The organism is Johnsonella ignava ATCC 51276, from assembly GCF_000235445.1.
Classification (GTDB): domain Bacteria; phylum Bacillota; class Clostridia; order Lachnospirales; family Lachnospiraceae; genus Johnsonella; species Johnsonella ignava.
On record NZ_JH378829.1, the window covers coordinates 482,216 to 505,225 of the forward strand.

19 protein-coding genes and 2 tRNA genes are annotated in these 23,010 nt (G+C 35.0%); 5 read left to right on the forward strand and 16 right to left on the reverse strand.

Annotated features, from left to right (window positions below):
* Positions 1-28: 28 nt before the first annotated feature.
* Complete coding sequence (locus tag HMPREF9333_RS02200) at positions 29-1,714, reverse strand: hypothetical protein (protein ID WP_005539475.1); 1,686 nt, start codon at positions 1,712-1,714, stop codon at positions 29-31.
* A 325-nt stretch (positions 1,715-2,039) separates the two neighbouring features.
* Here HMPREF9333_RS02200 and HMPREF9333_RS02205 point away from each other — a divergent pair, with 325 nt between their 5' ends.
* The 4 genes from HMPREF9333_RS02205 (at position 2,040) to HMPREF9333_RS02220 (ending at position 4,302) form a co-directional block, all read left to right on the forward strand.
* A complete protein-coding gene (locus HMPREF9333_RS02205; RefSeq protein ID WP_005539477.1) occupies positions 2,040-2,642 on the forward strand; it encodes a Type 1 glutamine amidotransferase-like domain-containing protein in 603 nt (200 codons plus the stop codon).
* 247 nt (positions 2,643-2,889) lie between these two features.
* Entirely contained in the window at positions 2,890-3,813 is a 924-nt protein-coding gene (cysK, locus tag HMPREF9333_RS02210) for a cysteine synthase A (protein ID WP_005539479.1), read from the forward strand.
* Positions 3,814-3,987: 174 nt separating this feature from the next.
* A tRNA-Gly gene (locus HMPREF9333_RS02215) sits at positions 3,988-4,058 on the forward strand.
* Between the two features lie 171 nt (positions 4,059-4,229).
* Positions 4,230-4,302: transfer RNA gene (locus tag HMPREF9333_RS02220), tRNA-Gly, on the forward strand.
* 296 nt (positions 4,303-4,598) lie between these two features.
* Here the strand turns inward: HMPREF9333_RS02220 and HMPREF9333_RS02225 are convergent.
* The 8 genes from HMPREF9333_RS02225 to HMPREF9333_RS02260 all read right to left on the reverse strand — a co-directional run bounded on the left by HMPREF9333_RS02225 (position 4,599) and on the right by HMPREF9333_RS02260 (position 11,041).
* Entirely contained in the window at positions 4,599-4,898 is a 300-nt protein-coding gene (locus HMPREF9333_RS02225; RefSeq protein WP_005539480.1) for a PepSY domain-containing protein, read from the reverse strand.
* A gap of 175 nt (positions 4,899-5,073) precedes the next feature.
* Entirely contained in the window at positions 5,074-6,465 is a 1,392-nt protein-coding gene (locus HMPREF9333_RS02230) for a sensor histidine kinase (RefSeq protein ID WP_005539484.1), read from the reverse strand.
* The gene (locus tag HMPREF9333_RS02235; RefSeq protein WP_005539486.1) at positions 6,462-7,136 is read right to left on the reverse strand and encodes a response regulator transcription factor; all 675 of its coding nucleotides are present in this window, start codon (positions 7,134-7,136) and stop codon (positions 6,462-6,464) included. Before HMPREF9333_RS02235 ends, HMPREF9333_RS02230 begins: the two co-directional genes overlap by 4 nt.
* 185 nt (positions 7,137-7,321) lie before the next feature.
* Positions 7,322-8,065, reverse strand: coding sequence for a hypothetical protein (locus HMPREF9333_RS02240; RefSeq protein ID WP_005539487.1), 744 nt, complete (start codon positions 8,063-8,065; stop codon positions 7,322-7,324).
* A 7-nt stretch (positions 8,066-8,072) separates the two neighbouring features.
* Entirely contained in the window at positions 8,073-9,329 is a 1,257-nt protein-coding gene (locus tag HMPREF9333_RS12110) for a sensor histidine kinase (protein WP_005539488.1), read from the reverse strand.
* Complete coding sequence (locus tag HMPREF9333_RS02250) at positions 9,326-10,024, reverse strand: response regulator transcription factor (RefSeq protein ID WP_005539489.1); 699 nt, start codon at positions 10,022-10,024, stop codon at positions 9,326-9,328. The genes HMPREF9333_RS12110 and HMPREF9333_RS02250 overlap by 4 nt, the downstream gene beginning before the upstream one ends.
* 63 nt (positions 10,025-10,087) lie before the next feature.
* Positions 10,088-10,741 (reverse strand): coiled-coil domain-containing protein, encoded by a 654-nt coding sequence (locus HMPREF9333_RS02255; protein ID WP_005539490.1) that lies wholly within the window; start codon positions 10,739-10,741, stop codon positions 10,088-10,090.
* A 120-nt stretch (positions 10,742-10,861) separates the two neighbouring features.
* Complete coding sequence (locus HMPREF9333_RS02260) at positions 10,862-11,041, reverse strand: hypothetical protein (RefSeq protein WP_005539491.1); 180 nt, start codon at positions 11,039-11,041, stop codon at positions 10,862-10,864.
* 474 nt (positions 11,042-11,515) lie between these two features.
* Between HMPREF9333_RS02260 and HMPREF9333_RS02265 the strand changes: the two genes are divergently transcribed.
* Positions 11,516-12,910 carry an NCS2 family permease gene (locus tag HMPREF9333_RS02265; protein ID WP_005539492.1) on the forward strand — a complete coding sequence of 465 codons (1,395 nt, stop codon included), beginning with the start codon at positions 11,516-11,518 and terminating at the stop codon, positions 12,908-12,910.
* A 247-nt stretch (positions 12,911-13,157) separates the two neighbouring features.
* On the opposite strand, the gene HMPREF9333_RS02270 is transcribed toward HMPREF9333_RS02265, so the two are convergent.
* The 7 genes from HMPREF9333_RS02270 to HMPREF9333_RS02300 form a co-directional block, all read right to left on the reverse strand.
* Positions 13,158-17,201: a glycosyltransferase gene (locus HMPREF9333_RS02270; protein WP_005539493.1), complete on the reverse strand. Its 4,044-nt coding sequence runs from the start codon at positions 17,199-17,201 to the stop codon at positions 13,158-13,160.
* Positions 17,202-17,249: 48 nt separating this feature from the next.
* On the reverse strand, positions 17,250-18,656 hold the full coding sequence (locus tag HMPREF9333_RS02275; RefSeq protein ID WP_005539494.1) for an ABC transporter ATP-binding protein: 1,407 nt from the start codon (positions 18,654-18,656) through the stop codon (positions 17,250-17,252).
* 27 nt (positions 18,657-18,683) lie between these two features.
* Positions 18,684-19,496: an ABC transporter permease gene (locus tag HMPREF9333_RS02280; RefSeq protein ID WP_156797231.1), complete on the reverse strand. Its 813-nt coding sequence runs from the start codon at positions 19,494-19,496 to the stop codon at positions 18,684-18,686.
* A 12-nt stretch (positions 19,497-19,508) separates the two neighbouring features.
* Positions 19,509-20,063, reverse strand: coding sequence for a dTDP-4-dehydrorhamnose 3,5-epimerase (gene rfbC, locus HMPREF9333_RS02285; RefSeq protein ID WP_005539496.1), 555 nt, complete (start codon positions 20,061-20,063; stop codon positions 19,509-19,511).
* Between the two features lie 59 nt (positions 20,064-20,122).
* Positions 20,123-21,634 carry a lipopolysaccharide biosynthesis protein gene (locus tag HMPREF9333_RS02290; protein WP_005539497.1) on the reverse strand — a complete coding sequence of 504 codons (1,512 nt, stop codon included), beginning with the start codon at positions 21,632-21,634 and terminating at the stop codon, positions 20,123-20,125.
* A 124-nt stretch (positions 21,635-21,758) separates the two neighbouring features.
* A complete protein-coding gene (locus HMPREF9333_RS02295; protein ID WP_005539498.1) occupies positions 21,759-22,388 on the reverse strand; it encodes an O-antigen ligase family protein in 630 nt (209 codons plus the stop codon).
* A complete protein-coding gene (locus HMPREF9333_RS02300; protein WP_005539499.1) occupies positions 22,364-22,957 on the reverse strand; it encodes a hypothetical protein in 594 nt (197 codons plus the stop codon). The genes HMPREF9333_RS02295 and HMPREF9333_RS02300 overlap by 25 nt, the downstream gene beginning before the upstream one ends.
* Positions 22,958-23,010: the final 53 nt, after the last annotated feature.

Here is a 23,010-nt window from a genome sequence, read left to right on the forward strand (position 1 = left end):
ACTATAAATCATTTCACTATAGATTATTTTATTCTATAATTACTTTCACTATAAATTTTACCTTGCCATAGTTTTTATCATTTATAATAAGTTCCTGCTCTGTACAGGCTGCCACTTCATATTCGCCTTTTTTTGAATTGTTAATATCATTAAGACTTTTTCCAAGCCACTTTATCTCAAAAAGGCTGCCGTTATTTTCGCCTGTGTTTTTTAAACCTATAAGGGCAGTACCGGGAAGCTGCACCGATTCTCCCTGCTTATACCTTAAAGCTGTATCTGCATAAAGCTTATCGTTCATTATTACAAAATCTCTTACAGCATCCTTTAAGTCCTCATCAATTTTATCCTTATCATTATCCTTGCCCTTATCCGCTCCCGTATCCGGTTTTTTAGGTTCTTGCGGATTTTTCGGATTATGAGGATTCTTGGGGTCTTGAGGATTTAAAGGCGGCTGTGGAGTAATATTTCCATCCGTACCCGGATTATGCGGCTGCGGTACACCCTGACCCGCCTGATTATTGCCCTTGTTATTCTTATTACCATTATTACCATTTTCCGGCGTATCAGGATTTTTTCCGTTTGAACCGGGTTTTGAGTTTGAACCCGATCCCGAACTTGAATTTGAGCCTGAACCTGAAGCCGGTTTTTGTGAATTTTTTGTAACAAACTTTGTTGACGGTTTATTTTTAGTAGTATTATCTTTAATTTCAGAGGGTTTATATTCTCCCGGATCAGGTAACGGTGTTAAACTCCCATCCGCACCCAAATCAGAATATTTTATATTTTTGCCCATGCTTTTTGCAGATTCAAGCTTTGAATTTGATAGTCTTACTTCAAGATTTTCAACTCCTGATGCAATATAAAGCTGCGAAATCTCCGAATCGATAAATGTGAGCTTTCCGTTTCCGGCATCTTTATTTACAAGCACTCTTACATTTTTCCTCAGATTTTTTACGGATATATCCTTTGAGTTTATTATTAAAAATCCTTTTAATAAACCGTCTGCCTTTACATTATCCGTGTTTTTAGAACTATCGGCATTTATAACGCCTGCAATCGCATCTCTTAGTACGGACCTTAATTCACCTTTTTTAATTACTTCATCATTATTAAAATTTTTATCCTTTGATTCAATTATACCTGCTGCTTCAAAAGCTTTTATATAAGGCTTTATATATCCATTAATTGAAACATCATCATTAAATCCGGTAGCCTGATTTACAGGTTCAAGCCCTATATATTTTGCAAATATATAATAAAACTCGCCTTTTTTTAAGGGCTCATTTAAATCTTCAAATAAAACCTCATAATTTTTATCGACTGCATTTTTCTGTGTTTCATCAGCCGTATAGGATAGACTTTTCTGTGTATCCGGCACACTGTCAATCACTCCGGACCTTTTAAGATCCAAAACCGCCTCATTTATAAACTTATCATCAGCACCTGCATAATTTCCTATATCATACATATCACCGCCCAGCTGCCCTGATAATCTCTTAAATAAGATTATAATATCTTTTTTCAGTACATAATCAGAATCATCGGTATATGTTTTTTTCATCTCCTGTAAATTATCTGCTCCTTTATTTCCCATATTCTCTGTAACTGTCCCTGTATCCGCATTTACATTCATATTTCCTTGAAATATACTGAACATAAAAGCTGATATTACTGCCATCACTGCCGCAGTCCTTAATCTAAGCTTAAAGCTCATGTTGACCTCCTGTTTTATTATAGTTTTAAGCAAGCTTTCATAAAGCGTGCTTTAGTATAGCAAAAAAAGGTCAATTTGTAAATAATTTGCATTTTTTGACTTTTTATTTTGAACTATGCTTTAATCTTTTAATTACATGACTCTTATGCAATATACAGAATATTTTAAATACCATATATATCTATTAAACTAAAAATTTATATTCACATAGATAACTTATGTCTGGCATGGGAAAGCACTTGACTGTACGCCTAATGATGTATTATTATCTTTTGATAATAAATATAAGTAATAATTAAAATTTGAAATTAAGGAGTATATCTGTATGAAGTTATTTTTGTGTTCACATTTTTCAAGCGTTGGCAATTTAATCAAAGAAGAAATTAAAATGAAAAAAGTAGTTTTTATACCAACGGCTTCTATTAATGAAGGTTATACCGGATATGTAGGCTCTGCAAGAAAACTATTTAAAAAAATGGGAGCGATTGTTACAGAGATTGATATTTCAAAGGAAGATTTTTCAACGATAAAATCAACTTTTGAAGATACAAATATTATTTATTTTACTGGTGGAAATTCATTTTTCTTAATTGACCAATTGCGCAGAACCGGCGTTGATAAATTGTTAAAGGAAGAACTTGAAAAAGGAAAACTTATGATTGGTGAGTCAGCCGGAGCAATTATATGTGCACCTGATATTTCTTATATTGAAAAAATGGACGAAAAGCCGGAGGGATATTCACAAAGCGATGATGATGGGCTTAACTTAATTGATTTTTATGTCTTGCCACATTATCTTACTGCACCATTCAAAAAGATTACCGCTACTATTTTAAAAGAATTTCCGGATTTGAAGATATGTCCTATTAACAATCACCAGGCTATTACTATTGATGGTAGGACATCAAATATAATTGGAGAGTCATAGCAACAAATAACCCTAAAATGCTATATTTTTTAAAGGGGCTGTCATTAAATAGACAGCCCCTTTTTTCTACCTTCTCCGGCTGAAGCCGCACAGGAAGCTTAAGCTCTGAATAATCTTGCTTTACAAACAGTATATACAGATACTATTTACATAGGCAACTTATGTCTTGACAAATTATAGTGAATAAAGTAATATAAACCTATAAAACCTAGTAGTTTACAGGTTTATATTTTAAGGAGGTAAGTTTATGTTATATAAAAACAGTTCACAAATTATAGGAAATACCCCGCTTCTCGAAGTGGTTAATATTGAAAAAGAAGAGCACATTGAGGCAAAAATACTTGTAAAGCTTGAATATCTAAATCCGGCAGGAAGTATTAAGGATCGTATAGCAAAAGCTATGATTGAAGATGCTGAAAAAAACGGCAGATTAAAGTCCGGTTCGGTAATAATTGAGCCAACTTCAGGAAATACAGGTATAGGGTTAGCCGCAATAGGTGCGTCAAAGGGTTATAGAGTTATACTCACAATGCCTGACACTATGAGCATTGAAAGAAGAAATATACTTAAAGCCTACGGTGCCGAGATAGTTCTTACCGAAGGTTCAAAGGGAATGAAAGGTGCTATTGCAAAAGCTGAAGAAATTGCAGCTACAATCCCGGAAAGCTTTATCCCTGCTCAATTTGACAACCCTGCAAATCCCAAGGTTCATGAAGAAACAACAGGACCTGAGATATGGAAGGATACTGACGGTAAAGTGGATATTATAATATCAGGTATAGGAACAGGAGGCACTATAACAGGCACCGGCAGATATCTTAAAAAAATGAAGCCTGAATTAAAAGCAATAGCTGTAGAACCTGTTGATTCACCTTTCTTATCCGAAGGTAAAACAGGACCTCATAAAATTCAGGGAATAGGTGCGGGGTTTAAGCCAAATACACTTGATGCGGATATATATGACGAGATTTTTACAGTAAGTAATGACAATGCATTTGAATACGCAAAGCTTATAGCCAAAAAAGAAGGGGTGCTTGTAGGTATATCATCAGGTGCAGCCTTATATGCAGCACTTGAAATTGCAAAACGTCCTGAGAATAAAGGAAAAACCATAGTTGCAATACTCCCTGACAGCGGCGATAGATACTATTCAACACCCTTGTTTGAGTAACAATCCAAAAAGCCATGATTATTTTGCATAGATAACTTATAGAAATTATCAGATCTCAATTAAAATATCATCAAAATCCTTTAAAATATAAAAGTGCCTGTTATAAGGTGCTTTTATATTTTAAAAAAATCTTGACATGAGTCATACTTTCGTGTAAAATCTCTGTTGTCGCCTGCAGGTGTAGTTCAATGGTAGAACATCAGCCTTCCAAGCTGAATACGTGGGTTCGATTCCCATCACCTGCTTTTTATTAAAATATAAAATATAGGATATGTCTGCCGGATATCACCTGTGTCCATACGGCTGTATGGGTTTTATGAGTTTAGAGAAGCACTGATTAAGCCATGGTTTCTTATAATACTTAATTTTAAAGTTCAATCCGGTATTTTTAAGTCATTGCATATCCGTACATTTACGCACGAGTGGCTCAGTTGGTGGAGTACGACCTTGCCAAGGTCGGGGTCGCGGGTTCGAGTCCCGTCTCGTGCTTTTTTATTTAAAATAGAATCAGCATAATAATAGCAAAAACCAAATACTTTATTAAGGCACAAAAAATCAGTAATTACATAACCTCTACGGTTTTTCTCATGGTTTTTCCTTTGTTTTCAGTTTAAAAAGGAGAGGCTGCAAAATCATCCGTTTTGATGATCTTACAACATCTCCTAAATATTTTGCGAAAATCGCAATAGCTTCAATAACTTCTATCCGGATATATTACCCGATAGATATTATTATTGACATATTATATTAGCTATGTGTTCCTAAATATTAAATAACCCTTTTAATTAATCATCATATTCAACATCATACTCTAATATAGCACCTGTATTGGCATCAAGTTCAACATCATACTCATAGCCATTATACAGGAATTCAATATCGTACTCATACCTGCCGTGCTCATATTCCAGCTTTACCTTTTTAAAATTTACATTACCTACCTGAACTCCCGCTTTAGCTACTGCAATTTCCTTTGCACGAGCCTGGGTTATCTTCGGATTTGCTGCAAATGATGTTAATGCAAATACTCCTGTTGACGATATTGTTGCTGCTAATAACGCTGCTTTTAATACTATTTTCTTCATAAATGATTAGTTCCTTTCTCAAGTTGTTTTATTGCCGGTGCATAAGCTGATTTAAATACTCTTATCTGTGCACCTGCCATTATAATAATCTACAAACATTAAAATAACATTAGAAACAAAACTTTTTTTCAAATATGAATATTTCTTTTTATCATTTAAAGTAAATCCTTTACATTTAAGCCTTTATTTTAGGGAGGATTACAACAAAAGTTGAACCTATATCTTCCTCACTTTCTGCAATTATATTACCTCCATGCCATTTTGCTATCTCCATAGCCATTGAAAGTCCCAACCCTGTACCTTTTCCGGTATGTGAACTGTCAGCACGGTAAAATCTCTCAAAAATATGCACCAGTTTCTCCTTTGATATACCTATACCGTTATCCTTTATAATCACCTTTATATTCTTTTCATCTGTAAACAGACTTACACTAATGCTTCCCTTTTCTTTACCATATACATAGGCATTATTAATTATGTTTATAAACATGCGATAAAGTAAGTCCCTATTTCCATGTATGTATACATTGTCCTCCACATCCTCGCTAAGATTTATATCATTAATGTTTAAAAGTTTCAGATCCTTACAAATACCGATAATCAATGCCGATAAATCAACTATTTCCTTATTATAAGCATTGTTTCCGAGTCTGGTAAAGTCTAAAAGATTTTTTATTATTTTATTCATACGACCTGCCTGCCTGTGAATAACCTCAATACCCTCCACATACTCTGCTATGTCGGGGCTGTTTTGTAATTTAACACTGTTTAAATAATCGCATTGTGCGGTAATTACAGCCATTGGTGTTCTCAGTTCATGAGAAGCATCTGAAGCAAATCTTTTCTCCTTTTCAAACGATTCATGTAATCTGTCAAACATATCATTAAATACCCTGGCTAACTTATGTAATTCATCATCACCCTCACCTATATCAATATGCCTTTTTAAATCCAGATCACTGCCGATATTTAAAGCAGTCTCCCTTATATTCTCTATGGGACGAAGAGCACCCTTTGCCATAATATATCCCATCAGGACTGATGTAAGCACAAGAAGCGGAAAGGTATATAAAGCCATAAGCGAGATTTTTGAAATATCTCTAAAGCTTTCCATAGGTCTTGAAATTCCTCTAATCCATATATTTTCAAGCCCTATCTCATTAAGCATCATATCATATATATAATAATCAACTCCATTATATCTGATTTGTTGAAGCTGTTTTGAAAAATCGCTTTGCAATCCGGCAGGTAAATCACCATAGAGCATCCCCCTTTCCTTATCATATAAAGCTATGAAGATCCCGTCTTTTCCCTTTAAGGAATCTTCATCTATTTCAATATATCCATTCCCGTATACTATATAGATATCATCCTCATCCGATATTTTATCCTCATATTCAATTTCTTTGGCAACAGTATGTACCGTATCCATCAGTCTTTTTTGTATACTGTCAGTTGTAATTTTTTTCCCTATATACATCAAAAAAATCAGCATTAAACTTACTATTATTACCATGGATAGTGCATACCAAAGAGTCAATTTTGAAACTATACCTAATCTTTTCATACCTTTGCCCTTAGGACATAACCTACACCTCTAACTGTTTGTATCATTTTTTCTTCATATCCTTCATCAATTTTTTTCCTTAAATAGCTTATATACACATCAATTAAATTGGTTCCTCCCTCGTAGTCATAACTCCAAATATAATTTTCAATTTTTTCTCGGCTTAATATTATACCGCTATTTCTCATTAAATATTCCAATAAATCAAACTCCTTTGCAGAAAGATTTATGTCATTTTCAGCTCTTTGAACCTGTCTGGCGGATAAATCAAGGGTTAAATCTCCGACTTTTAATACATTGGCATCACTGTGGAAAGACGTTCTTGTAAGTGCTCTGATTCTTGCCGCCAATTCATCAAATGCAAAAGGCTTTATAAGATAATCATTTGCTCCCATATCAAGCCCCTTTACTCTGTCCTCAACAGCATCCTTCGCAGTTAAAAAAAGTACAGGCATATCTTTATTCGCCTTTCTGATATGCTGTAATATTTTATAGCCGTCAGCCTTAGGAAGCATTATGTCAAGTATAGCAATATCATAGTCATTTTCCTCAACTAAATCCATAGCCTCCATGCCGTCAAAACACGCATCCACATTATAACTTAGTGAAGTTAGCTGTTTTACAATTATTCTATTTAAATCTCTTTCATCTTCTACAAGTAGTATTTTCATCCGATTTCCTTTAAATAATTTTTTTATTATAATACCATATTTTAAATTTAAAAGGACTAAAACCTTATAAATTCAAGATTTTAGCCCTTTTAACGGGTTTTAAAATTGTAATTTTTTATTTTACGATTTTGTGAAATTGCTATATTATCTTTGCTTTAATATACTTGTTATATCATATTTCTATATTACTTAAGAACAATCATCTTTGTAACTTTTACAGTGTCATTTTTATTTTCTGAAAGTTTTACAGGCTCTGACCATATAAGACATTTATCGCCTTTTTTTATGTTGTCAAAACCAATCTCATTTCCTGTGGAGATCTCAGTAACGCTGGATGAATTATCAAATAACCATTCAAGCCCTCTTTCGGTATCCTTAAGTATTACCTGATCTCCCATATCTTTTACTTTATCTATTCCGTCTGTATATTGCGGAATATCCGCATTAGCTACATTTGTTAAAACCACATGAGCATTTACCTGCGGCGGAAGACTCAGTGAATATTCACTGCCGACCCATGCAAAAATCTCATCTTTTACCTTAAGACCATGGTCTATCTCACCGGTTTTTGCATCAATTATATAAAAATCGGAAGCTCCCGTATTTAAAATCAGATCCTCTTTTTGACCTCCATTTTCCAAAGTTTTCTCTATTAAGATGCTTTCTTGATTAATCTCTTTTACTACACCGGACTCTGAACCCACCATATTGTCATATATATCCGTATCATCTTCGGAATCTTCAGCTTTGGAGGAACTTAAATCCATATCCTTACCATTATCCATTTTTTCTCCATCCATTTTTGTTTCCGACATTGCTTCCATAGAACTTTTTTCCGTACTTTGTACATTTTGCCCTGTCGCACTGCAACCAAACAGTATCATTGACATAGAACCTGCCGCTATAAAACCGAATATATTTTTTTTCATAATTGTATTATCTCCCTTTTTGTAATTTTTTATTAAAATAAATTATAAATTGTGTACCGTCCGCAATCCCCTTAACAGTAATATGCCAGCCATGCTTTTTAATTATTTCCTTAGTAAGAGCCATTCCAATGCCCGTACTGCCTTTTTTACCTGTATAAAAGCGTTCAAACACATGTTTTATATCTTCATCTGATATTGATTCTCCATCATTATATATAACAAGTCTTTCTTCATCAGCAGTTATTTTAACTGATTTATCTGCATGACGAAGTGCGTTTGAAAGTATATTTACCACCACAGTTTCAAACTGTTTAAGATCTGCATTAATAAACACATCCTTTATATCTTCCTCAAGTGCTATACCTTTTTTAGCAAACTCAGCCTCAAGTGCATACAAACAGTCATAGATTACCTCACGCAATGAAAGTTCCTGTATCTTTATATGCAGTGCACCGCTTTCAAGGCGTGAAAGACTGAGTATCTCGTCTACCAGAGCTGCCATCTTCGTGCTTTCATTTATAATTACCGCTGCGGCTTTAGGAACATCATTTACCACTCCGGTTTCAATCCCCTCCGCATATCCCTGTATCGACATTAAAGGGGTTTTAAGCTCATGCGAGGCATTCTCAAAAAATTCTTTCTGCCTTTTCTGGTTGAATTCTACCGCCCTGCCTATAATAGTGCCTAAAAAACCTGCAGTTAAGGTACAAAAGAGCATTACAAATATAAGCACGCTATTGACTTTATTTATAATAAGCTCCTGTGAAGTTACATCAACATAAACAATCCAGATCACAGAAATGCCTTCCTCAGAACTGTTAGGAGGAACTGCATCATAAAAATCTTCTTTTTTAACAAGTTTTCCTACACTTTGATATACATAATAGTTGCTGCTGCCTGCCAAAACCCTTAATATTTTATCTTTTTCAGTATTTTGCCTGCACCAGTCTACAATCTTTTTATCCGTCTCGGTGTAATAATTATACCTGTAAAAATTATAGTTTATATTTTCATCATCATAAATCGCATTGTACTCAGAATCAACAGCAAAAATTTCGGGATATAAACTATATCCGGCTTCTTCATATGATTCATCGGTATAATTGTAATAGATATCATTTTTTATAGTATGTAAAATGATATCTTCAGCCATATTTTTTATATAGCCATGCATTACCATATTTGAGGCATAAAACAGAAGTGTACAAACTAAAAACGTCAGAACAAAAACTGCAGAAGCTATAAGTATCTTAATATGCTTCACTCTTTTAACTCCAGCTTATAGCCAAATCCCCATATTGTAGAGATAAAAGCTTTGCTTTTTACATTTCTCATTTTCTGGCGAATCCTGCTTACGGTTTCGTCAGCCGCTCTTGTTTCCACTTCTGCATTTATACCCCATATCTTATTTAAAAGCTCATCTCTTGAAACAGCACTGCCTGCCGACTGAATCATATACTTTAAAAGTGAAAGCTCCGTAACGGTAAGACCGAGATCCTTTTTGTTGCAAAAAATACCGTGATGTTTAGGCTCATAATACAGGTCGGCAAAACTGACAGCTTTATCCTCATACTCACCATGCCTTGATCTCTCCATATCCATTCTCCTGAAAATAGACTTAATCTTCGTAATAAGTATGGATGGACGGAAAGGCTTTATAAGATAGTCATCACCGCCGCTGTTTATACCGAGTATATAATCCAAATCGCTGTCTTTAGCTGTCAGAAGTATGATCGGAATATGTGATATTTCTCTTAATTTTTTACATATAATGATGCCGTCATTTCCCGGCATCATTATATCAAGTACCACAAGATCGGACGGCGTTTTTACAAATTCTTCAAAAAGCGCATCTCCCGTACTAAATACCTTCACCCTGTAACCGGCATCTTCCAGAAAGGTCTTAAGTATTTCACATATATTTGCATCATCATCAGCTGCATAAATAAGTTTTTCCATTGCTGCTCCAAGATTTATATCTAATTATACTTATATATACTTCAATTTTTTATTAATATAAGCCTATTTTGAAGTATCGGAATCGGCATTGTACGGAACCGGAGTTATACGCTTATCTTCAAAAACCTTGTTTTCAATTTCAGCATTTTTTTTGTAAATTTCATCAAGCTTATTTTCAAGTTCCTTTACTTTACTTTCTTCCTCAGATGTAAGTTCCCTCTTAACATCATACACTTTATTTATCTGTTCAATAAGTTCATCTACCTTTTTATAACCTGCGATAAGCTCCTGCTTTTCATTTTCACTTATTTTAGTGCTGTTTTTTATCTCTTTTTCAATTTCATCCTGATCCTGAGCTTCAAAATCTTTAGACAACCTGTTTTCAAGTTCTTCTATATTGGAATATATTCCGTCCATCTGGCGCTGAAGGTCATTAATTTTATTATATGCATCAGCCAAAGTACGACGTTCCGATTCACTAAGTGAATTATTCCCGTGTAAAATCTCATCAATATACTCCTTATCATAGAAATCAGTGTCAATGTCGTTTCCGGCGGTTTCATAAAGATTATTGTTAAGATTACTTACAGCGGTTTCATAAAGATTATTCTCAAAGTTGTTTCCGGCAGCAGCCTTTGCGGCAGGAATATGCATTATAAATATTGCGGCAGCCACAATAAACCCAATAGCTGAAGTTATAATATATCTAAGTCTCATAATTTTTCTCCTTTTTCATATCTTTTGTTTACATTTTTAAAAATCACACTTATTTAAGATATTATTTATACATATATAATTAATATGTTTTAACAACTCTCCAAAAATAATATTTTTCAATTATTTATGAAATATCAAGTATATTCCTATACCCATTGTAATAACTATGCATCCGATTTCTACAAAGTTTACATAATCAAATATATTGTAGGTGAACTCCACTCCAACAGCTTCATCCAAATGCATGCTTACATATGCCATAGAGCTTGTTAAAGATATAGCCAACAAACTCAATCCCACTAATAAAAAGCCTGCTATTCTAGTCATTTTCATAAGTATCCATACTATTATCATCTATATTAAGATATTGTCGGGCTGATTGATAATAACAAATAACATATCACTAAATATAAATTAAACGCATTTTTTTAAACATAACACTTACCTCATATTACTAATTGTTTCTCCTTTGTTCTTATCATTTTATATTTTTTATCCCCGGGTTTATGTAAGTATTATATATGTTCTTTTAATTAAAATCTCCCACAAAAAAGCAACAAAAGTGTAACAAAAGTGTAACTGCCCAAATTTAAGGAACAAATATATATATATGATTTAAAGCAGTTCTTCAATTATGCCGCCATTCTTCCTAAGGCTAAAGTATAACATCTTAATCCGATTGCAGCAAATATTTATTTACCTGTTGTAACAATGATTGCATATACTCTTTTCTTATGGTATCCTTTTTTACAGCATAAAAGGGAGGAAAATACAATGGAATCTATCCAAAACTTTCTTGAGAAAATTTTTAAGCTCAAGGAAAACAAAACAGACATAAAGACCGAGATCATAGCAGGTATAACAACATTTATGACCATGGCTTATATACTTGCGGTCAATCCGTCAGTGCTTTCAAGTACGGGTATGGATGCAGGAGCACTTTTTACCGCTACCGCACTTATCGCATGTGTAGGCACACTCTTTATGGCGTTTTTCGCAAATTATCCATTTGCAATAGCACCGGGCATGGGACTTAACGCATATTTTGCATATACAGTTGTAAAATCAATGGGATACAGCTGGCAAGTTGCTCTTACTGCCGTGCTTGTAGAAGGCATAATATTTATACTTATCTCCGCAACAAATATAAGGGAGGCTATATTCAATGCCATACCCAAAAACCTAAAAGAAGCGGTCAGCGTAGGTATAGGTCTTTTTATAGCATTTATAGGTCTGCAAAATGCCAATATAATTATAGCAGGTTCTACACTTGTAAGACTTTTTTCGCTTGAAAAATATAATGCGGTAAATTCCGTAAATGCTACAATGAACGACGTAGGTGTAGGTGTTCTTCTTGCATCTGCAGGCATACTTATTACTTCAATCCTTGTAATAAACAATATAAAGGGAAATATACTGCTTGGCATACTTATTACATGGGGAATCGGAATTATATGTCAGCTTTGCGGTATTTATATACCGAATCCGGAACTCGGCTTTTACAGTCTCCTTCCGGATTTTTCAAACGGCTTTTCAGTACCTTCATTAGCACCTATTCTGTTTAAATTTGATTTGAAAGCCGCAATCTCCTTTAATTTTATACCCGTAGTATTCGCATTTCTATTTGTTGATATGTTTGATACCATAGGCACCCTTATAGGTGTTTCGTCAAAAGCCGGCATGCTTGATGATGAAGGTAAACTGCCCCGTATAAAAGGTGCTCTGCTTGCGGATGCCGTTGCAACCACGGTAGGAGGAATCATCGGAACATCAACTGCAACAACATTTGTGGAAAGTGCCTCAGGAGTGCTTGAGGGAGGACGTACCGGACTTACTGCCGTTATTACCGCTCTGCTTTTTGCAGTCTCACTGCTTCTTTCACCTATATTTCTTGCAATACCGGCATTTGCCACAGCTCCTGCACTCGTAGTAGTAGGATTTTACATGTTTACAAATATAGCCAATATAGATCTTTCAGATCTTGGTGAATCAATACCGTGTTATCTGTGTATACTTGCAATGCCGCTTTTTTACAGTATATCTGAAGGCATATCAATTGGAATCCTTTCATATGTCATACTGAATCTGTTTACTAAAAATGCAAAGAAAGTAACTCCGCTTATGGCAGTGTTGGCAATCTTTTTTGCAATGAAATATTTTATATTGTAATATATAAGGATACTTTATACAGCTGATTATACTGTGAAAACAGGCTTATGCCTAATTACTTTATTACATTTTTTCGTATCAAAGAAAAACTAAAATGGTTTAAATAGACTAAAATCCATAATTAGCAAAAGCAGCCGTATATAATCGGCTGCTTTTTGCTTAACAATATATAAAAGCCGGAGTCATAATAAAAAAGATATGGCTGCCATTTTACGACATCCGCCTCAAAATGATATATCAAAGAGCTTTACTCAAAATCATCCTTTATAATATCCCATACCGCATCAATACTGTGATATTTCCTTATATATTCGCCGCAAGCCCTGCTCATGGCATTAAGTGAATTTACATCTTCATAAAGCTTAATTACAGTATCTGCAAATCGAACGGCATCATAATCATCCTGCGAAAAGGCACTACCGGCTATACTGCCATCTATCGCCATAGTACCGTCCTTAATTACATCTGAGTCCGCTTTATCTTCACGGCTGTTATATTTATCTTCATTCATACGCATATTTTCATCAAAAATTCTGCTTAAGGCATCTTTTTTATCGCTTCCTCCGGTAATTCTCATAACCTTATCCGCCTCCGGTATTCCTTCCGCACCCACTTCAGTGGTTACTACCGGCACACCGTGATAAACAGCTTCTATCACTTTTCCCTTTACACCTGCACCGTACCTTAAAGGCACAACGGCAAGTCTGCAGCTTTTATACAATCTCTCAAGTTCTTCATCCGAAACGAAACCCTTTACTATAATTCCCTCATCCGGATTATTAAGAGAAGTAATCTCGCTGCCCGCCTTTGAACCTACTATATAAAAATTAATTTTAAGTTTTTCTCTTATAAAACGCCATACTTTATTTACAAAATATAAAACCGCATCAGTGTTTGGCGGATGTGCAAACCCCCCTACAAATACTATCCCTTCCCTATCTGCAAAATCTTCCTGATGTTCATATGGAAAGCTTTCGTATACATAAGCGGTTATCGCCTTGACTGCAAGATAGCGATTTATACTGCATATCGCCCGTATCTCGGTCTGTGAAGGATAGTAACTCATATCCGCCTTATGAAGTATCTCAAGTTCTATATTTTTCCAGTAAGAACTTGCCTGTTTTTTTGATTTATCGCCGGTAAGCTCATACTCTCTGTATTCACGCAAAAAATGCAGATCATGACCATAAAATATCACTTTAAGATCGGTGTGATTCTTTATAAAATCAATATATTTAAGTGCTATATGTGGACGGTTCAGATATACCAGATGTATATCAGCGGCATTTTCCCTTATCCATTCCTTTATATCATTCTGCATCTGACTGCCGTACAGTACCTCTACACCAAGTTGTGTAAGTGTCGTAGTATACGGTTCCTCACGCATAAAATTATCACCTAAAAATTTTACTCCGAATCCTTTTTTAATAAGCAGCTTTATATACTGGAAAGTAGTCCTTGACCCTGCATCTTTGTCAAAAGTAGGAACATAGTGGTCAACAAAAAGGATTATTTTCCTGTCCCGGCTTCTTTCCCTTGCTTTAAATATATTACTGCCCCCGGTATTTTCAAACTGATTTTTAAACTCGTCTTTCCACTTTTCTTTCAATTTGACGGAGTTTTCCACCTGATATCTCTTTAAGCCTGTACCGTTTACATCAGTACCGTTTGAAACACCTTCAAAATGAATTACTTCGGACTTGGGCTGATATAAAACTTTATATCCGGCTTTTCTTACTTCAAAAGCGAAATCTGAATCCTCACAATATGCCGGAGCAAATCTTTCATCAAATCCGCCTATTTTTTTCCAAAGCTCATGCCTTATAATTATAGCCGCACCTGATATATAGTCGGTTTCTCTTACATAATTATACTGACACTTGTCCGGATCATCATTTCTGCCGTAGTTCCAGCCTGAACCGTCGCTCCATATTATGCCCCCGGCTTCCTGAAGCTTTCCGTCAGGATATAAAAGCTTTGAGCCTGCCATACCTGCCTGAACATCCCTGTCCATAAGCTCAACAAGCCAATAAAGCCAGTCCCTGCATACTTTGGTATCATTATTTAAAAACATAATATACTGACCTTTTGCAAGCTTTGCGGCATTATTGCAGTTTTTAAGAAAACCCAGATTTACCTCATTTCGGCTTATAATTATATTTTCCGCAAATTTTGAAAGTTCCTTTGTTGCATCGGTTGATACATCATCGGCTATTATAATCTCATAGCTTATATCATGTGTATTTTCAAGTATTGATGCCAGGCAGGCATAGGTGTAATCTATCTGATTATATACAGGTATTATAATACTTACCTTTGGATTATCTTCTTTTTTAAATACAAGCCTTCCATGCAGTCTGTATTCCTCACCTATCTTCTTTTCACCCTCAAGTATATTTCTTCCTTCAGCGGTGGTAAGCATTTTTATATAGGCTGCGGGATTTTCGGCTGCCGTCTTTGCATATGAAAGCCTGCGCCCTCCTTCAGTTCCTTTTGGAAACATACGGTTAAGCTCTTTAGAAAGCTTTCGCTTAATTCTGTACGGTATACCCAGACGTGCATTACTATGTGCTAAAGCCTTTGCCAGTTCGCCATTTTCATGCCTTAATGCACCTATTATAGTTTCAAGATTTTTTACATGATTGTCTGTAAGCTGTTTAATCTCCCTCAGCTTCCTTAATGCATCGGACTGTTCATAAAGTTCTTCCTTTAATACCCTGTTTCTTTCAGCGATATATCCGTAATTTTTCTCCATCTTTATAAACTCTCCGGCAGGTTTTACCTCAACCCTGTAATTATCAAGATAAATTTTTTGAATATCTCCATGAACCCTGTTTTGAAAAGCTTTTTCAGCTTCTTCGTAGAGTTTTATATTTTCCTCAGGTATATCAAACAAGGCAAGAAATTCCGTTTCAGTTATGCCCATGCCGCTTCCGAATTTTGCAAAAAACTCATGCAACGCCCTGTATCTGGTATATAAAAGCGGCAATGCATTCTCCTCAACCCACTCATAATCTATGCCGTAAAGTGTATCCCCGCAGCAGACAAAATTATCAAAGATTGCATCCATATTGGCAGTCCCTCTGCCGCCATCTATTATCTCAAACGCCCTATTGATTTCATCTACCGGTATATACCCGTCCTTTACCAGATTCCCAAGACTTTCACTTAGATTTTCACCCTCTATAAAATCAAAAACCGCCTCATATATATCATTTTCAGGATCATTTTTAATATCAGCCTTAAGATAGACCGCACGGCTTCCCTCTTTTACAAGGCGTTCATATTTATCCTTAAATGAAAGTATATGGTCAGCAGCCTCTTTGCTAAGTGCAGATTTTTTAACGTTTCTTTTTCCGTCCTTTTCTTCTATTGAAGTGCATATCTTATATTGATCCCTGCGGTTGCGGTTATATTTTACAAATACCGTTTCGGGGCGGCTGCCGCTGACTGCTATAAATGAATTTGCAAAAAACGGAAATTCATCGCCCTCACATATTTCATCAAGCTTTTGTGCAACAGAAAGCCCTGCAACATCCGGATAATCATAAGCCGGCAAATCACTTGACAGATCGCCCTTTTTAGGCAGATATCCGTCTGAATATATACTTAAAGGCAGTCTGTAATCCGACACGGGATAATAAAGGCTGTACATATCAAATCCCGCCTGATTAAGTTTCAGTACAAGCTCTTTTTTTCCAAGCACATAATCATCAGAATCCGCACCAAGCATATATTTTATACCGTATCTGTTGTCAACTGCAAATATAAGCCTTCCGTCATCATAAAGCATTTCTTTTAAAAAGGATAAGCCTGTATTAAAATCAAGCTCCGGGTTTATTTCACTATTGAAACAGGCTATTATGTAATCAAATTTAATCTTTTCCTTTTTTTCACAGCCGTTTTGATATTCAAACTTTACAAGCCTGCTCTCATCATTAAATACGGCCTTTAACAGAATATCAAAAAAACCTTCTTTATCCCATATATAAAGCTTTTTCGCCTTTTTAAGCAAATATGAAACAAGTGCAGTACTTTCCAGACCTATAAGAAGAATATTTGAATTCATTTTTATATCAAGCCAGCCTGCAAGCCCTGCCCTCTGTGCCGAAAACATATATAAATCTTCAAGCGAAGGATTATCTCTTAAAAGAGCGGTCTCATCATTATTATAAGCCTTTATAAGGTTTGCCTGTCCTCTATATTTATAATATTGCGAATTTAAAGCATTTCCCTTATCCTTTAAATCTTCATTAATGCCATTTTCTTCTGAATTTTTCATATTTTCCATTTTTCTTATTCCAGTATATATAAAATTATTATAAAATAATCCCCATAATTACAGTATATCCCGATTTTTATTCAGCTTCAGGCTTACAACAGGCTCCATATCATAAACTCCTACCGTATTTTTATTTGAAACCACTGTTATGCCGGTAACATCATAAAGTCTGTGATATACCGTGTGTTTACCGTTTTCATAACCCGTGCAGCTCATTGAAAGCAGGTATTCTCCGCCTTGAAGAGTCATCCTCTGCTTAAACTCAACCTCATAGCTGTCTCCTGCTTTTACAGGCTTTATATCACAGCCTTCAAACATGGTATTTGTTCCTGTAAGTTCAGTGCCTTTTTTATCCTTAATAGTATATGTAAATATAGGCATCTGTATATCGTCAAAAAACCTTATTCGTTCTTTTATAGTAAATTCCTCACCCTTTAATATAAGATTTGACACTTCACCTTTTTCATCAAGTATGCCAAGATCATATATTTTCGCCCTGCCGTCTCCATATTCGGTAAGGTGCGGATTTAAAGCAAGCTTATCCTTCATAAGTACATCTTTATGTTTTTCCTCAGTATCGGCTGCCCCTGCTCTTTTTTCGCCTTCATCGGACGAATCAACCGTCCGATCAGCTGTATCACAGATATTGTCTGACTTGTTTTTAATAATTTTATTTTTAAATTCCGCCTCATAATCATCATCAAGATCCATACCCAGATCATCAAGTCTATTTGCAAGAATCTTTTTATAAAGATCGACCATCTTACCCGGACTTCCCTCTGCTACAAATGATCCTTTATTTAATAATACCACCTTATCGCAGTATTTTATTATACTTCCCATATCATGAGTAACCATAAGTATAGTAGTTCCGTTTCGTCTTATCTCATCCATACGTTTATAGCATTTTGCCTGAAAAAATACATCACCCACACTAAGTGCCTCATCAACTATAAGTATCTCAGGATCAACATTTATAGCAAGTGCAAAGGCAAGTCTTACAAACATACCAGAAGAATAGGTTTTTACAGGCTGATGTACAAAATCACCTATATCGGCAAATTCAAGTATTTCAGGAAGTTTTAAATCCATCTCCTCTTTTGAAAAGCCCATCATGGTACCGTTCATATATATATTTTCAATACCTGTATAGTCCATATTGAACCCGGCACCCAGCTCAAGAAGAGCGGATATATTTCCCTTTACCTTTATATCTCCCGTGCTCGGATTTAAGACACCGCATATTATCTTAAGTATGGTTGACTTTCCTGAACCGTTTGTACCTATTATCCCTACGGTAGTGCCCTTTTCCACATTAAAGCTTACTCCGTTTAAGGCAAAGAACTTTTTATGGTATACCTTATGTGCGGGATTTATAACTTCCTTCAGTCGGTCTATGGGTTTATCGTATAATTTATATATCTTTTTTACATCTTTCAGTTCTATGGCATAAGCCTTATCCATGATATTTCTCCTTTATTTTGCAGACCTTTAAAGCACATCGGAAAAATGCGGCTTCAGCCTTGTAAAGAGTCTTACTCCTACTAAAAGCAGGACAATAGTAAATATCCAATAATATATGCTTAAAAGCGGTCTTTCAAAAAACCAGTCTCCTGTAAGCATACTGTCCCTGTAACCTGTAACTATATAATAAACTGGATTTATCTTAAGTATTTCATCTATCCATAACGGTCTCTCCTTAAACATAGTCGGAAACCACATTATAGGGGTAAGCCACATGCCGAACTGGAGCATTATGTTTACTATCTGTGCCATGTCTTTAAAAAATACAGTTATACTTGATGTTATGTATGTAACTGCCAATATAAGCACTGAAAGTGAAAAGCTGTAATATGCGATCTGGAACCAGCTCAGCATAGGCAGCTTTGCATATGCAAAAAACAGCCCCGTCATTATAAATATAAACACCATATGCACCATAAGACATGATATAAGCTTTATAACAGGCAGTATGGCAACATTAAATACAACCTTTTTTACAAGATAGTCATACTCCTGAAGACAGTTTGTTCCCAGATTAAGCGCTTCATTAAAATAGAACCACGGCACAATACCCGGCACAAGCCAGAGTACATAAGGTGTATCTTCTATCGGGGGAACACTTTTAAATCCCATCTGAAATATAAAAAAATAAATTAACACGGTTACTATCGGCTGCACAAACATCCATGCTACACCAAAATAGGATCCGACAAAGCGTTTTTTAAAATCTGCCTTTGCCAGATCCCATATAAGATTTCTTTTTTTAATGGCTTCTGCAACAACAGCTGTAAGATCTTTCATAATACCCATCCCCTATAACCCGCAGGTTTGGTTAAGTCCCTTCCACTTTTTGTCCTTATCGGATATTATAAGTTCAATATCCTTATTTATAGGCCAGTCTATACCTATATCACTGTCATTCCATATAATACCGCCCTCGTCATCAGGTCTGTAAAAATCGGTACATTTATATGCAAACTCTACCTCATCTGAAAGCACCAGAAATCCATGTGCAAAACCTTCAGATATATAAAACTGCTTTTTATTTTCAGCGCTCAATATGACTCCATACCATTTTCCAAAGGTTTTGGAGCCTTTTCTTATATCAACTGCCACATCAAAGACTTCTCCCCTGAGCACTCTTACAAGCTTGCCTTGCGGATGCTCCTTCTGAAAATGCAGTCCCCTAAGTACCCCTTTTGAGGACATGCTTTGGTTATCCTGAACAAAATCCATCTTAAGCCCTTCTGCATAAAAATCATTCTTGTTATAGCTTTCCATAAAATATCCCCTGCTATCATAAAATACCTTGGGCTCTATAATATACAGTCCTTCTATATCACATCCGCTTACAACAATCTTTCCCATTTTATCTCCTGTTTAAATTTTAATTCAGCAGCTAATTTTAACATATTATATGGCAGGTGTCAAAAAAACGTCCGTCTTATATATCCTGCAACACCTTTAAAATCCATTATAACGGCATGAATTACCGCACCTGCTCCTGCCATTATAAATGCACAAAATATCAGTGTAAGCCAGCTGTGGGGTTTTATAATACCGACAGCCGCCTTAAATACCGCCGTCATCAAAGCAGATGATATTATATGCGGTATAATAACCTTATAAAATTTCAAGACCTTTACATGTATGCAGTATGCCGCATATATAGGAGTAAATATAAGATTTATTAATGTCATTATCACTGCAGTGGTAAGCACTATCGCATACGGTCCCAGATTGGTATATTTTAATAAAAAGTACATCCCCAGAGTATTTGCAGCTCCGCCTAAAACTGTAATTATACAGGGCATCCTCTTTTTTAAAGCGAGTGTGCTTATATAATACATAGGATGTGATATTCCCTCAGTTATTGATATGGATATATTCACCATCGTAAGCATGTATAAAAGTCCGGTATTCTGTGAAGGCAGCCAAAGCCTGTAATAAAGCGGTCCGAGTGCCACAAATCCGGCAAAGGCGGCATTTGAAAAATATCCGCATATTTTCATCGCCTTTGACGTATCCTTTATAAATAAATCCATATCACCCGTTGAATAGCTTTTTAACATATGCGGCTGAAAAGGCTGAAATACTACCTGATAAAGCATTGAAAACATAATTACTATGGTTTTTGTAACCGATATCTCGCCGGTTTCAACACCTGAAAGCATAAGGTTTGAAACTATAAGATCCAGACCGCTGTTTAATACATTACCTACACTGTTTACAGACTGCCAGATCCCGTTTGACATCATCTGCCAAACCTTTTTAAATGAGGCAAAAGACTTTTTAAAATGAAGATTTGGAGTAAGTTTGTTTTTTAACACTAAATTGCCTGCCAGTTTTACAATTGAAGCACTTAGTGAGCCTATACCCAAAAACCATATAACAGGTTCAAAATTAAAAAATAATATAATAAGTATAGCGGCATCACATAAATATGATAAAATATTTACCGTGCCTAAAAGATCAAGTCTGTTTTTTATATAACTCCCCACACTTAACGGAGTAATAATGGTAGTAAAAACAAAATTTAAAAAAACCAGTATAAATAAAATCTTGACTGAGAATACTAAATTCACCGGTATTTTTAAAAGATGTTCCATATTCAGTATTAGAGGCAGTGCACCTGCAAAAACAACTCCCGGAAGCAATATACAGCCAAGCACCGAGGATGAGTAGTATTCACCTGCCTCCTGCATATTTCCCTTATGGTAGGATATTGAAATATATCTTACTACAAAGGTTGTAAGTGCTACTGTAATTATTTCCGCATACGAAACTGCGGTTTTAGCTATTGATACAAAACCGTAGGCTTCAATACCCACATTATCGGTAATATACGGTGTCAATAAAAAGTTTATAGCATAGCTTATAAAAACTCCAAATCCCGTTATAAGTATAGTCTTTGCAAGTTTAAAATTATCCCTTGACATTTATCTCCTTTAAAATACCTGCATTTTTTATAAATGCGTTTTAAATTTTATATATTCTCTTTAGGTAAATGCTATTTAAATGATATATATTCTTTACACAATCGTCCTTTATGCCTGTATAATGCTAAATATTTTCATTTGATTTTTCTATATTGCATGCATGATAACATAATAAAAGAGGGCACCATGCAACTATATTTCCCAAGCCGACTTCAAAAATCATTTCAATAAAATATGCCGCCATTATAAATATAAGTGTATTTGCAAAATCTATTTTTATGCATTTCCTTAAATTTGAAACGGCAGCTAATATTAAAAACAGCGTTATAATAAAAAATACAATTCCTCCCTGCCAGAGGGTTTCAAGCCATTGGTTATGTGAATTTACAAAAGCCTTGCTTCCAAGCATTGAAGCCGCATCCGCATTTGACATATCGCCCCATCCGAATACAGGTCTTTTTGATATCAGCAATAAAACCATCGCCCATGCCGCCGTCCTGTTTGAAAATGTCAGATCCTTGCCAAAAAGCCCTTTTATAATAGGTGCAAGAAATGAAACGCTTCCAAAAATAATTAAAATTGCAGCTGCGGCATATACCAGTAAAACTATATATGGCTCTATCCTTACTTTTATCCTCATTTTAAAATCAGACAAATATATACCTGAGGCGGCAATAAGCGAAACTATAAGTGAAGTGCTTGAGCGCAGTATTAAAGGTGTAATTATACTTATAAAAGTGATAAAAATAAGCATATTTTTTCTTTTTTTGTTTTTAATAAAAAATACCGTATATATGCCAGTATAAGCAATGCAAGAAACCAGAATATATGATTATTCTTATTGCCGAACACCCATTGTGAAAATTCACTGCTTGACCACTGATTCCACTCTATTGTAGTTTTATATAAACCTGACGGAAATAAAACCACTGACACAAAATCTATTAAAACATAGACGAATATAATATAGTATAATATATTCACTGCTCTGTAAGTATGTTTCCTTAACATATAGTCTATAAATGATGCCATAAGCACAATCTTTGCAGATGATATTATACTATGTATGTCTCCGTTTTTATTTATAAATGTATTTGCTACAATATAGATATAATAAAGTGTAAATAAATAAATAAATCCTGAGGGCTTATATAAACGTACAAACAGCAAATAGAATATAAAAAGCACACATATATTTCCAAGCAGCTTTATAACCGCATTATTCGCAAAATATGCCGGCATAAGCATAACTGCCAGACTGAAAAAAAATATCAAATCCGTTTTATTTAATTTTATAATTCCCCTGTTATTTATATTTGTCATCTATATATTTTCCTCGCCAATATAATTAAAATCAACAAATGCAGTCGTTCAAT

Bases quoted from the DNA above. Each gene is read 5' to 3' on its own strand.
- HMPREF9333_RS02200 (WP_005539475.1), bottom strand. From the start codon at position 1,714: ATGAGCTTTAAGCTTAGATTAAGGACTGCGGCAGTGATGGCAGTAATA.
- HMPREF9333_RS02205 (WP_005539477.1), top strand. From the start codon at position 2,040: ATGAAGTTATTTTTGTGTTCACATTTTTCAAGCGTTGGCAATTTAATC.
- cysK (WP_005539479.1), top strand. From the start codon at position 2,890: ATGTTATATAAAAACAGTTCACAAATTATAGGAAATACCCCGCTTCTC.
- HMPREF9333_RS02225 (WP_005539480.1), bottom strand. From the start codon at position 4,898: ATGAAGAAAATAGTATTAAAAGCAGCGTTATTAGCAGCAACAATATCG.
- HMPREF9333_RS02230 (WP_005539484.1), bottom strand. From the start codon at position 6,465: ATGAAAAGATTAGGTATAGTTTCAAAATTGACTCTTTGGTATGCACTA.
- HMPREF9333_RS02235 (WP_005539486.1), bottom strand. From the start codon at position 7,136: ATGAAAATACTACTTGTAGAAGATGAAAGAGATTTAAATAGAATAATT.
- HMPREF9333_RS02240 (WP_005539487.1), bottom strand. From the start codon at position 8,065: ATGAAAAAAAATATATTCGGTTTTATAGCGGCAGGTTCTATGTCAATG.
- HMPREF9333_RS02250 (WP_005539489.1), bottom strand. From the start codon at position 10,024: ATGGAAAAACTTATTTATGCAGCTGATGATGATGCAAATATATGTGAA.
- HMPREF9333_RS02255 (WP_005539490.1), bottom strand. From the start codon at position 10,741: ATGAGACTTAGATATATTATAACTTCAGCTATTGGGTTTATTGTGGCT.
- HMPREF9333_RS02265 (WP_005539492.1), top strand. From the start codon at position 11,516: ATGGAATCTATCCAAAACTTTCTTGAGAAAATTTTTAAGCTCAAGGAA.
- HMPREF9333_RS02270 (WP_005539493.1), bottom strand. From the start codon at position 17,201: ATGGAAAATATGAAAAATTCAGAAGAAAATGGCATTAATGAAGATTTA.
- HMPREF9333_RS02275 (WP_005539494.1), bottom strand. From the start codon at position 18,656: ATGGATAAGGCTTATGCCATAGAACTGAAAGATGTAAAAAAGATATAT.
- HMPREF9333_RS02280 (WP_156797231.1), bottom strand. From the start codon at position 19,496: ATGAAAGATCTTACAGCTGTTGTTGCAGAAGCCATTAAAAAAAGAAAT.
- rfbC (WP_005539496.1), bottom strand. From the start codon at position 20,063: ATGGGAAAGATTGTTGTAAGCGGATGTGATATAGAAGGACTGTATATT.
- HMPREF9333_RS02290 (WP_005539497.1), bottom strand. From the start codon at position 21,634: ATGTCAAGGGATAATTTTAAACTTGCAAAGACTATACTTATAACGGGA.
- HMPREF9333_RS02295 (WP_005539498.1), bottom strand. From the start codon at position 22,388: ATGCTTATTTTTATCACTTTTATAAGTATAATTACACCTTTAATACTG.
- HMPREF9333_RS02300 (WP_005539499.1), bottom strand. From the start codon at position 22,957: ATGACAAATATAAATAACAGGGGAATTATAAAATTAAATAAAACGGAT.